The organism is Nocardioides sp. NPDC057772 (assembly GCF_042798075.1).
Classification (GTDB): Bacteria; Actinomycetota; Actinomycetes; order Propionibacteriales; family Nocardioidaceae; genus Nocardioides.
On record NZ_JBHVKN010000156.1, the window covers coordinates 1 to 12,054 of the forward strand.

The following is a 12,054-nucleotide window of genomic DNA, read 5'->3' on the forward strand; positions in this document are numbered from 1 at the left end:
AGCCTCGACAGCGCCGGAGCGCAGTCGAGGCTGGCAGAGGCGTTCGGCGTGCTCTAGACGAGCTCGCCCCGGACGCAGCCGGTCACCGATTCGTCGTCGCCATCCACTCCCAGATGCTCCGGCCGTCGTGGCTCGGGTCGTTGCGCGCGACGTAGATCCACGACCAGTGGCCGGGGAAGGTGTTGCCGTCCCAGGTGACCCGGTCGTAGAGGCTCATGATCGAGCCGTCGATCCGCTCGTGGGCATAGACGGTGTTCGCCTGGGAGTTCAGCGTGGTGTCGTCGGCGGAGGCGACCAACCATGTCGGTGTCGACATCGCCTCGAGCTCGGCGTCGGAGATGAAGTAGGTGCTCGACCCGTCGCGTGCACCGATGCCACAGCAGATCGGGGTCGAGGTCGCGAACACGTCCGGATGCTCGGCGACCATCTTGAGCGACATGTAGCCACCGTTGGAGCAGCCGACCACGTGGATCCTTCGCCGGTCGATCCGGCGGGTCGCGACGACCTCCTCGATCGCTTCCATCACGAGAGGCGCGAATCGGTCACCGTCCAGCATCCAGGCGGACGTCGACTGCGGCGCGAGCACGTACGCACCGCCGAAGTGAGCCTGCGCCTCCGGTGTGGTGAACCCGAGCGCACCCCGGTTGGCACGCAGCTGCGTCTCGTTGTCGTAGTAGTCGTAGCCGTCGTTGAGCAGGCCTCCCTCACCGCCACCGTGCAGCCACACGACGAGCGCCGCACCGTCGGGGCCGCCGGCCCCTGCGGGCGAGAACAACCGGTAGTTCAGGCCGGACGCGGTCGCATGATGGCCGAACGCGTCGACCTCTCGGTCGGACAGGCGGCCCTGCCGGAAGGAGTCGATCACGATCCGACCGCTCCCCGCGGCGCCCTGCAGAGGCTCGACCTGGGTGACCGTGTAGTCGAGGTCCAGGAGGACGTTTCGCCCGTAGGCCCCCATATAGCTCAGCGTGCCCCCGCCGGCGACCCCCCAGCCATGCTGGAGCTTCAGGGTGACCTCGTCACGGCGGGACCAGCCTGCAGCGCTGACCACGCGGTCCTGCTCGTAAGCGACCCCGCCGGTCAGCGGGTTGGTGGCCGCGACGTGCACCGCGAACGTATTCGCCGTGAGCGACGACCGCTCCGCACGGGCCAAGGCGGCCGACGAGATCCGCAGCGACGTGACCTGCTCGCCGCCGTCGAGCACCTCGGCGACCGGTGTCACCCATGCCCCGCCCCCGGCGCTCGAGGCGTTCACGGCGGCGCTGGCCGCGGGCGTGCCCAGCAGTGCCGAGGCCCCGGCTGCGGCACCGGAGACGAGAACGGAACGGCGGGTGATCGAGGTGCGCATAGGAGCTCCTTCGGCAGGGACCGAGCATGCCGTGTGAACGACATCACATCGGCACCGGACGCTAATGACCCGCCGATGTGAACGTCAACATTCTCGTGCCGGTCAGGGGTCCGCGCGTCTCCTTCGGCAGGCCTGCGTCTCGGCCGACAACGTCCGCCGGACAGACGCCAGCCTCGACAGCGCCGGAGCGCGGTCGAGGCTGGCTGAGGCGTTCGATGTGCTCTAGACCGTCAGGTCGATCCCCTCGGCGGCGAGCGCCTTGCGGTAGGCCTCGACGTTGCGCATCTTCACGTTCTCGTAGCCCCGCACCATGTCCGGGAGCTCCGCGAGACGGACGGCCCGGGCGTAGGACTCCTCGGTGAGGTCCGCGGCGAGGCCGGTGACGAGCTCGGTGTAGTGCGCGAGGAGGGCGCGCTCGGTGCGGCGTACGTGGGCACGACCGAAGGGGTCGAGGACCGTGCCGCGGAGGAACTTCATGGTCGCCAGCAGGCGGAGCATGAAGTGGGAGCGCGGGCCGAAGGTCATCTTGCGGCCCTTCAGGATCGCCCCGAACACCGGCGGGGACAGCTTGAAGCTGATCTTGCCCTGGACCTCGGCACGGACGCCGTCGAGGGCGGCCGGAGCGGTGAGCAGGCGGGCGACCTCGTACTCGTCCTTGTAGGCGGTGAGCTTGAACAGGTAGCGGGCGACCGCCTCGGAGAAGTGGGTGTCGTCGGTGACCGCACGCTCGGCGTTCCAGATCCGGTCGACGACCTCGACGTAGTCGCGAGCGGTCTGCTGGTTCTGGAAGGCGACGAGCTTCGGGGCACGGTATTCCGCGAGGCGGCGCACCTCACCGTCGAACGTCGCCTCGTCGAGCGCCGGGACGACGATCTCCTCGACCGGCGCGGTGGCGGTGCCGGTGACCTTGGCGAACTCCTCCGGCGCGGCCACCGAGGCACGGCCCCAGCGGAACGCGGCGACGTTGGCGCTGACCGCGACACCGTTGATGCCGATGGCCTCCTCGATCGCCTCGGCCGGGATCGGGAGGGCGCCGGCCTGGTAGGCGGCGCCGACCAGCAGGAAGTTGGCCGCGGCGGTGTTGCCGAAGAGCGTGTCCGCGGCGGAGAGCGCGTCGAAGGCACGCAGCGAGGACGTCGCCCCGTTGACTCGGGTGAGCAGCTCGTCGTCGGCCGGGTAGGCGATGTCCTTGTCGTAGACCATCGGGCCCGTCGGCGTCTTCGACGTCGACACGACCGCGCGGGTGCGCGACGGGTCGCCGTAGGCGAGGTTCTTGCCCTCGGCGAGGGTGAGCAGATCGAAGCCGAGCAGCGCGTCGGCCGAGCCCGGGGTGACCCGGTTGGAGGGATCGATCGTGCCCGGGCCGAAGCGCAGGTGACCGGTCACCGGACCGGCCTTCTGGCTCATCCCGACCTGGTCGAGCGACTCGACCCCGTAGCCGGCACGGAGGGCGGCGGTCGCGAGCACCTGGTTGACGGTGACGATGCCGGTGCCGCCGATGCCGGCCATGAAGACGCCGTAGGTGCGGTCCAGCTCGTCGTAGCCCGGGTCGGCGACCTTCGGCGGCTCGGGGGTCGCCTTCCTCGCGGTCTTCACCTTCGGGTCGGTCTCGACGGCCATGAACGAGGGGCACTCCCCCTCGACGCAGGTGTAGTCGGTGTTGCACGAGGTCTGGTCGATGCGGGTCTTACGGCCCAGCTCGGTCTCGACCGGCTGCACGGAGAGGCAGTTGGACTTCACGCCGCAGTCGCCGCAGCCCTCGCAGACGGCCTCGTTGATCACGATCCGGGTGTTGCGGGGCTCGAGCTTGCCGCGCTTGCGCTGACGGCGCGCGTCGGCGGCACAGTGCTGGTCGTAGATCAGCACGGTCACGCCCTCGATCTCGCGCAGGTCGCGCTGGGCCTCGTCGAGGCGGTCGCGGTGCCACAGACGTACGCCTGCGGGGAAGCTGGCGCGACGGTAGCGCTTGGGCTCGTCGGCGACCACGATGATCGCCTTGACGCCCTCGTTCATCAGCTTGTGGGTCAGCTGCTCCATCGCGACCTCGCCCTGGCGCTTCTGGGCACCGGTCATCGCGACGACGTCGTTGTGGAGCAGCTTGTAGGTGATGTTGACCCCGGCCGCGACGCACGCCTGGATCGCCAGCTGCGCGGAGTGGAAGAAGGTGCCGTCGCCGACGTTCTGGAAGGTGTGGCCAGCGTGGCTGTAGGGCGCCTGCCCGATCCACTGCGAGCCCTCGCCACCCATCTGGGTGATGCCGACGACGGCGCTGTCCTCACGCTGCGAGGCGGTGACCAGGGTGTGGCAGCCGATGCCACCGCCGCCCAGGCTCCCCTCGGGGAGCGCGGTCGAGCGGTTGTGAGGGCAGCCGGAGCAGAAGTACGGCGTGCGCGAGGTCGACAGCAGCGGCAGGTCGATCCGGGCGGGGCCGGCCGGCTTCAGGTCGGCATAGCCCTTCAGCGCGCGGCGCAGCGGCGCGAGCAGGCGGCCGGCGGTCAGCTCGCCGTCGAGCGGCACCAGCGGGACGCCGGCGCGGTCCTTCTTGCCGACGATGACCGGGGCGGCGGGCTCGCCGTAGAGGATCTCGCGGATGCCCTGCTCGATGAAGGAGGTCTTGTCCTCGACGACGATGATCTCGTCGAGCCCCTCCGCGAACGTCGACACGATGGTCGGCTCGACCGGCCACATCATGCCCAGCCGCAGCACCCGGATGCCGGCGGCCATCAGGTCGTCGTGGTCGAGGCCGAGGTCCTTCAATCCCTGGCGCATCGAGTCGTAGCAGGAGCCGGAGGCGACGATGCCGACCTTGGCGTTCGGCGCCTTGACCTCGATCCGGTTGAGGTGGTTCTCCGCGGCGTACGCCTTGACGACGTTCATCCGCGGACCGTAGAGCTTGGCCTCCGCACCGACGATCCGGTCCGGGAAGAGCTCGATCTTGGTCGGCTCGTAGGTGTAGGGGACGCCCTCCCACTCGGTCTTCGGCACGACCGGGTCGAGGACGCCGATCTCCGGGTTGACCACCCAGGCGCCGTCGGCGACGTCGGCGACGATCTTGAGCGCGACCACGCAGCCCGAGGCACGGGAGAGGGCGATGCCCTCCATGCCGTACTCGACGATCTCGGAAGCGTTGCGCGGGAACAGCACCGGGATGCCGAGGCTCGCCAGGGTGCGCTCGCTGACCGCCGGAACGGTGGACGACTTCGCCGCCGGGTCGTCGCCGACCAGCATCAGCATGCCGCCGCTGGGGTGGGCTCCGTACATGTTGGCGTGGCGCATCGCGTCCAGAGCCCGGTCGACGCCGGGGCCCTTGCCGTACCAGACGCCGGTCACGCCGTCGTAGCGCTCGGTGTCGAGGGTGACCGCCGACTGCGAACCCCACACCGCGGTCGCGGCGAGCTCCTCGTTGAGGCCCGGCACCACGGTGATGTCGGCGTCGGCCATCTCCTTCGGCAGCCCCAGCAGGAGCTGGTCGAGACCACCGAGCGGGCTGCCCGGGTAGCCGGAGATGAAGGTGCCGGTCCGCAGGCCGCGGCGTTGGTCGAGGGCTCGCTGCTCGACGAGCATCCGCGCGATCGCCTGGATCCCGGTCAGCAGCACGGGTCCGGCTCCGACGCGGTAGCGGTCGGCCAGGTCGTAGGCCTCGAACGATGTCCCAGGCTCGAACACTGCGGTCATAGGGGTGACTCCTCAATCTGCCGGGCGGCACTGGTGGTCCGTCTGGAGTGTTTGCCGGGACCGCCGGGGTGAGGCTGTCCCGAGGAACCACCCGCATGGTGTGCGGGTGGCCTGGGTCACATCATCATGGAAAGGGCCTACGTGACGCCAATCACCACAGGCGCCGTCACCAGGCGACGCTGAGGTACTGCGTCTCGAGGTACTCCTCCAGGCCGACCCGCGCGCCCTCGCGCCCGATGCCGCTCTGCTTCACGCCGCCGAACGGCGCCGACGGGTCGGAGACGAGACCGCGGTTGACCCCCACCATCCCGGCGTCGATCCGCTCGGCCACGTGCAGCGCCTCGCCCAGCTCGCCGAAGACGTACGCCGCGAGGCCGAACTCGGTGTCGTTGACCGAGGCCAGCATCTCCTCGGTGTCGTCCCAGACCACGATCGGAGCCACCGGGCCGAAGATCTCCTCGCGCAGCAGCGGCGAGTCGGCCGGTACGCCGGTGAGGACCGTCGGCGCGTAGAAGTAGCCCTCCGAGTCGGGCACCTCGGCGCGGTGGGCGATCACGGCGCCCGCGGCCACGGCGGCGTCGACGAGGCCGGTGACGGTGGCGTACGCCTTGGCGGAGATGAGCGGGCCGATGTCGCTGCCCTGGTCGGCGGGGCCGACCTTCAGCGCCTCGACGGCGGCACCGAGACGCTTGGTGAACTCCGAAGCTACGTCGGCGTGGACGTAGATCCGGTTGGCGGCGGTGCAGGCCTGTCCCCCGTTGCGGAACTTGGCGACCATCGCGCCCTCGACCGCCGCCTCGACGTCCGCGGAGGACATCACCACGAACGGCGCGTTGCCGCCGAGCTCCATCGAGGTGTTCACGACCCGGTCGGCGGCCTGGCGGAGCAGGACGCGGCCGACGCCGGTCGAGCCGGTGAAGGAGATCTTGCGGACCCGCGGGTCGGCGAGCCAGGTGCTGACGATGCCGGCAGCGTCCTGGCCGGGGACGACGTTGACGACGCCGTCGGGCACGCCCGCCTCGGCCATCAGCCGGGCGATCGCGAGCGCCGTCAGCGGCGTCTCGGAGGCAGGCTTGAGCACGACCGTGCAGCCGGCCGCGAGGGCCGGGGCGATCTTGCGCGTCGCCATCGCGGCCGGGAAGTTCCACGGCGTCACGAGGGCTGCCACGCCGACCGGCTTGTGGGTGACGATGGTGCGGGTGCCGCCGGCCGGCGACGATCCGAAGTCGCCGTGCGGGCGCACGGCCTCCTCGGCGTACCAGCGGAAGAACTCGGCGGCATAGCCCACCTCCCCCCGGGCGTCGGTGAGGGACTTGCCGTTCTCCAGCGCGATCAGGGCGGCGAGGTCGTCGGCGTCGCGCAGCATCAGGTCGCGTACGCGGGTGAGCAGCTCGCTGCGGGTCCGCGGCGGAAGCGCCGACCATGCGGGGAGCGCCGCTACGGCCGCGTCGACGGCCGCGGTCGCGTCCATGGTGGTGCCGTCGGCGACGTCGGCGACGACCTCACGGGTGGCGGGGTTCTCCACGGTGAAGACGCCGGCAGCCCCCGGGGTCCAGCGGCCGCCGACGAGGACACCGTTGCCCGGGTCGAGCGCGTCGAGGTAGGTGGTCTCGGGGCGGGTGGTCAGGTCGGTCACGGGTAGAGGCCTCTCACTTCGTGGGCTCGGTAGACGCGCTCGACGGCCATGCACGTGGCCGCCAGGCGCAGGGACAGCTGGTTGTCGGTGGCGTAGGCGAGAACGTCGTTCCAGGCACGGATCATCCGCTCGACGAGGCGCTCGTCGACCTCGGCCTCGCTCCACCAGTAGGACTGGTTCGCCTGGACCCACTCGAAGTAGGACACGACCACACCACCCGCGTTGGCGAGGATGTCGGGGACGACCAGGACGCCGTTCGCCGCCAGCACCTCGTCGGCGGCCGTGGTCACCGGGCCGTTGGCGCCCTCGGCGACGACCCGAGCACGCACCTGGGCGGCGTTGCCCGCGTGGATGACACCCTCGACCGCGGCCGGGACGAGCAGGTCCACGTCAGCGGTGAGGACCTCCTCGCTCTCGACCGGGGCGCCGCCGGGAAAGCCCACGACGCTGCCGGTCGCGTCGACGTACGCCTCGAGCGCCGCGATGTCGAGGCCGTCCGCGTGGTGCACCGCGCCGTTGACGTCACTGACCGCGAGCACGCGGACGCCCTCGCGGGCCAGGAAGCGGGCAGCTCCACGGCCCACCTTGCCGAAGCCCTGCACGGCGGCGGTGGCGCCCTCGGCGTCGATGCCGACGTGACGCAGGGCCTCGACGGCGACCGCCACCACGCCGCGCGAGGTGGAGCCGGCCCGGCCCAGCGACCCGCCGACCGAGATCGGCTTGCCGGTCACCACGCCGAGGACGGTGTGGCCACGACCGACGGAGTAGGTGTCCATCATCCACGCCATGGTCTGCTCGTCGGTGCCGACGTCGGGGGCCGGGATGTCCTGGTTCGGCCCGATCAGCGGCGCGATCTCGGAGGTGTAGCGCCGGGTGATCCGCTCCAGCTCGCCCGTGCTGTAGTTGCGCGGGTCGACACGTACGCCGCCCTTCGCGCCACCGTAGGGGACGTCGAGCAGCGCGCACTTCCAGGTCATCCACATCGCCAGCGCGCGGACCTCGTCCAGGTCGACGCGGGCGTCGAAGCGTACGCCGCCCTTGCCGGGGCCACGCGAGTAGTTGTGCTGGACGCGGTAGCCGCGCAGCACCTCCACCGAGCCGTCGTCGCGGCGCAGCGGGATGCTGACGCTCACCTCCCGGCGGGGCTCGGCCAGCATCGCGTGCACGTCCGGCGAGAGGCCCAGCACGCCGACGGCCTGGGCGAGCTGCGCCCGGGCGTCGTCGAGGACGCTGGCCTCGGTCGACTCCGGCCTCTCGAGCGTGGCCGTCACGACGCCTGCTCCAGCCCCGCCGCGAGTACGTCCAGGGCGTCGTCGAGCAGCTCGTCGGAGATGCTCAGCGGCGGCAGGAAGCGGATGACGTTGCCCCAGGTGCCGCACGTCAGGGTGAGGACACCCTGGCCGTGGGCGTAGGCGGCGACGGCCTTGGCGACCGCGCCGTCGGGGTTGCCGGTGGCGGGGTCGACGAACTCGGCGGCGATCATCGCGCCCCGGCCACGTACGTCGCCGATGCGCGGGTCGCTCTTCTGCAGCTCACGGAGCCGACCGACGAGGCGCGTCTCGATCTCGCGGGCCCGGGTGAGCAGGTCCTCGGTCTCGATGGTTTCGATCACGGCCAGCGCGGCGGCGCAGGCGAGCGGGTTGCCGCCGTAGGTGCCACCGAGGCCGCCGGGGTGGACGGCGTCCATGACGTCGGCGCGGCCGGTGACCGCGGAGAGCGGCAGGCCGCCGGCGATGCCCTTGGCGCTGACCACGAGGTCGGGGACGACGCCGTCGTGCTCGACGGCGAACCAGGTGCCGGTGCGGCCGAAGCCGGACTGCACCTCGTCGGCCACGAAGATCACGTCGTTGGCGCGGCACCACTCCGCCAGCGCGGCGAGGAAGCCCGGCGCCGGGACGATGAAGCCGCCCTCACCCTGGATCGGCTCGATCACGACGGCGGCGAGGTTCTCGGCCCCGACCTGCGTCTCGATCTGGGAGGTCGCCCGGGCCGCCGCCAGCTTGCCGTCGATCTCGTCGCCGTCGCGGAACGGGTAGGACATCGGGGCCCGGTAGACCTCGCCGGCGAACGGTCCGAAGCCGTGCTTGTAGGGCATGTTCTTCGCCGTCATGGCCATGGTGAGGTTGGTGCGCCCGTGGTAGGCGTGGTCGAAGACCACGACCGCGTCCTTGCCCGTGAACGAGCGGGCGATCTTGACCGCGTTCTCGACAGCCTCGGAGCCGGAGTTGAACAGCGCGGTGCGCTTCTCGTGGTCGCCCGGGGTGAGCCGGGCGAGCTGCTCGGCGACGGCCACGTAGCCCTCGTAGGGCGTGACCATGAAGCAGGTGTGCGTGAAGGCGGCGACCTGCTCGGAGACCGCGTCGACCACCTTGGCGGCGCTGGAGCCGACGGTGGTCACGGCGATGCCGGAGCCGAGGTCGATGAAGCGGTTGCCGTCGATGTCCTCGACGATCCCGCCGGCCGCGCGGGCGGCGAAGACGGGCAGGGTGGTGGCCACGCCCTGGCTCACGGCCGCGACCTTGCGGCGCATGAGCTCCTGGGAGCGCGGGCCGGGAAGGGGCGTACGCAGGAGGCGGGACTGTTCGAGGGTCGTGAGCTCGGTCATGGGTTCAGCATGGACCTCCGCGACACATGTCGTCCAAGACCTTTTGACTACTACAATCATGCCTCGTGAGCATGGATCTGCGCCTGCTGCGCTACTTCGTCGCGACCGCCGACGCGGGCTCCGCCACCCGCGCCGCGGAGGTGCTGCACGTGACCCAGCCGGTGCTGTCACGGCAGCTGCGCCAGCTCGAGGCCAACCTGGGCGTGCCGCTGTTCGCCCGGGAGGGTCGGCGGCTGCGGCTGACCCGGACGGCCGAGGACCTCCTCCCCCGCGCCCGCGACCTGCTCGCGCACGCGGACGACCTCGAGCGCGCCGTGGGCGTGCTGGCCTCCGGTCGGCTCGATGAGCTGCATCTGGCCGTGCCGGCCACGACGCTCACCGACGTGCTCGCGCCGTTCCTGGCGACGCTGCGGCCGGACGACCCGGTCGCGAAGGTCCGCGAGCTCGACCCGCGCGGCGCGGTCGCCGCCGTCCGCGCCGGCGCCGACCTGGCGATCGTCACCCGCCCGCCGGGCCGGTCGCTGGCGGTCCGCGCGCTCGCGGTGCTGCCCGTGTGGGCCTATGTCCGGGCCGACGACCCGTGGGCGGGGCGGGGGTCCGTGGACGTACGTGACCTGGTGACGCGGCCGCTGGTGCTGCTCACCGAGGACCTGCGGCCGCGGCCGCTCCTGGACACAGCGGTCGAGGACGCCGCCGTGGGCTACGGCGACGTCCTCGAGGTGTCCAACGCCCAGGTCGCGCAGGCGTTGGCGGCGTCGGGCCGCGGGATCGCGGTCGTCTCCGACGATCCGCGATTCGGCCTGGTGCCCCTGCACATCGAGGCGCCGTCGGGGCCGGTGCGGATCAGGCTGTACGCGGCGTGGGACCCGCAGCACCACGCCGCCGAGGCGCTCGCCGGACTGGCCGAGCGCCTCTCGGCCTTCTGCGTCGAGCGCTACGGCGCCGAGGTCGCCGCCCGCTGAGCGGGCACGGAGCTCAGCACCGCCAGGATCCGATCGGTGACCTCCTCGACCGGACCGAGGCCGTCCACCGTGGTGAGCAGACCACGCTCGGCATAGCGGTCGGCGAGCGGGCCGGTCTCGGCGGCGTACACCTCGAGCCGGCGGCGGATGACCGGCTCGGTGTCGTCGGCGCGGCCCTGCTCCCGAGACCGGGCCAGGAGCCGGCCCACGAGCTCGCCGGTATCGGCCTCGAGCAGGACCACCGCGTCGAGCCCGGCGCCGGCGAGCTCCAGGATCCCGTCGAGCTCGTCGACCTGCTGGGGCGTACGCGGGTAGCCGTCGAGGAGGAACCCGTCCGCGCAGTCACCGCCGGCGAGCCGGTCGGCGACCATCGCGTTGGTGATCTCGTCCGGCACGTACTCGCCCGCGTCCATGTACGTCTGGGCCGCCAGCCCCAGCTCGGTCTGCTGGGCGACGTGGGCCCGGAAGATGTCGCCGGTCGAGATCGCCGGCACGGCGAAGCGCTCGGCGATGACGGCGGCCTGGGTGCCCTTGCCGGCACCGGGCGGTCCCATGAGGAGGAGGCGCATACGAGTCGTGGACCTTTCTCGAGGTTGGCGCGCTCATCCCCACGATGAGCGCGCCCGGTGTCACGCTAGGCCTCGCTCCGCTGCGATCACGTTGCAACCGTGAGGATGCGGCGCGCGATCTCGTCCCCGACGCGTACGGCGCCGTCGACGTGCTGGAAGCCGTGTCCCGCGACGTCGCTGCTGCCGAACTCGATCGGCCCGAGCGGCTCGCGCAGCACCGCACCCCACCGGGTCAGACCGCCGAGGTCGAAGCTCGTGCCGTACGCACCGCCGGTCAGCTCCTGGTGCTGCCAGTCGCTCTCGACGTAGGTGAGCGGCTCGAGCGCCGTCTCCCCGAAGTACGCCGCCAGTGACTCGAGCACCCGACCCCGCCGCTCCTCGTCGGAGAGCCGGCCGACGGCGTCGGCGCGTTCGTCGGAGACGAAGCCGACCAGAGTGCCGCGCTGCTCGCCCTCGGGGGTGTTGTCGTAGACCTCGTGGACGAGCTGCCAGGGTGCGAACCCGGTGCCGCTGAGGCCGTCGGCGCGCCAGAAGGGCGTCGCGTACTGCGCCTGGACCTTGATGACCAGACCGAAGGACTGGTGCTCGCGGGCGATCCGGTGCTCGGCGGGAAGCTCGGGGCTGAACCGGATCCGCTTCACCAAGGTCGGCGGCACCGCGAGGACGAGCCGGCGAGCGGCGTGGATCTCGCTGCCGACGTGGACGACGGCGCCGTCCTCGTCCCACTCGATGTGGGTGACGTCCTGGCCGAGGCGGACGCGGTCACCGAGACGCGAGGCCAGGGTCAGCGGCACCCGCTGCAGACCGCCCACGACCCGACGGTCGAGGATCACGTCGGCATCCACGAGGTTGCTGAACGACCCCGCGCTGGCGGCCATCTGCACCGCCTGCAGGGCGGAGAAGGAGTGGGCGGGCTTCGTCAGCATCGCCGGCCCGATGTAGAGGGCGACGTTGTCGACGGCGACCGGGTCGTCGCACTGCTCCTCGAGCCAGGCACGGAACGAGACGCTGTCGAGGTGGTCGGCGTCCTCGAGCTCCCACGGCCGGGCCGGGTCCATCGCGGCGGCCAGCGCGTCGAGCGTCTTGGTCAGCTGCGCGATCGCAGCCGAGGTGGACTCACCGACCGGGAGCTCGTCGCCGAAGCGGTGCGCGACGCCGGCCTTGTCGACGTAGAGGGACTCGCCCTCGCGGAAGCGCGGATAGGTCGGCAGCTCGAGCTCGTCGAGGATCCCGATCAGGGCGTCCTGGTCCGGCGAGAC

General features: G+C 71.6%; 8 protein-coding genes. 1 reads left to right on the top strand and 7 read right to left on the bottom strand.

Annotation, left to right across the window (positions count from 1 at the left end; translation table 11 throughout):
* Positions 1 to 82: 82 nt before the first annotated feature.
* From ACFVJS_RS20840 to gabT, 5 genes are all read right to left on the bottom strand, one after another.
* Positions 83 to 1,348, bottom strand: a complete 1,266-nt coding sequence (locus ACFVJS_RS20840) for a prolyl oligopeptidase family serine peptidase (protein ID WP_378884318.1) — start codon at positions 1,346 to 1,348, stop codon at positions 83 to 85.
* Positions 1,349 to 1,570: 222 nt separating this feature from the next.
* Positions 1,571 to 5,023, bottom strand: a complete 3,453-nt coding sequence (locus ACFVJS_RS20845; protein ID WP_378884321.1) for an indolepyruvate ferredoxin oxidoreductase family protein — start codon at positions 5,021 to 5,023, stop codon at positions 1,571 to 1,573.
* 166 nt (positions 5,024 to 5,189) lie between these two features.
* Positions 5,190 to 6,650, bottom strand: coding sequence for an NAD-dependent succinate-semialdehyde dehydrogenase (locus ACFVJS_RS20850; protein ID WP_378884335.1), 1,461 nt, complete (start codon positions 6,648 to 6,650; stop codon positions 5,190 to 5,192).
* A 5-nt stretch (positions 6,651 to 6,655) separates the two neighbouring features.
* Positions 6,656 to 7,930, bottom strand: coding sequence for a Glu/Leu/Phe/Val dehydrogenase (locus ACFVJS_RS20855; protein WP_378884323.1), 1,275 nt, complete (start codon positions 7,928 to 7,930; stop codon positions 6,656 to 6,658).
* Positions 7,927 to 9,264: a 4-aminobutyrate--2-oxoglutarate transaminase gene (gene gabT, locus ACFVJS_RS20860; RefSeq protein ID WP_378884326.1), complete on the bottom strand. Its 1,338-nt coding sequence runs from the start codon at positions 9,262 to 9,264 to the stop codon at positions 7,927 to 7,929. The genes ACFVJS_RS20855 and gabT overlap by 4 nt, the downstream gene beginning before the upstream one ends.
* Positions 9,265 to 9,335: 71 nt before the next feature.
* Between gabT and ACFVJS_RS20865 the strand changes: the two genes are divergently transcribed.
* On the top strand, positions 9,336 to 10,226 hold the full coding sequence (locus ACFVJS_RS20865; protein WP_378884337.1) for a LysR family transcriptional regulator: 891 nt from the start codon (positions 9,336 to 9,338) through the stop codon (positions 10,224 to 10,226).
* Here the strand turns inward: ACFVJS_RS20865 and ACFVJS_RS20870 are convergent.
* Positions 10,199 to 10,795 (bottom strand): adenylate kinase, encoded by a 597-nt coding sequence (locus ACFVJS_RS20870; protein WP_378884330.1) that lies wholly within the window; start codon positions 10,793 to 10,795, stop codon positions 10,199 to 10,201. The two genes, ACFVJS_RS20865 and ACFVJS_RS20870, sit on opposite strands and share 28 nt — an antisense overlap.
* A gap of 86 nt (positions 10,796 to 10,881) precedes the next feature.
* The coding region (locus tag ACFVJS_RS20875; protein ID WP_378884332.1) for a flavin monoamine oxidase family protein at positions 10,882 to 12,054 on the bottom strand (1,173 nt) is incomplete at its 5' end.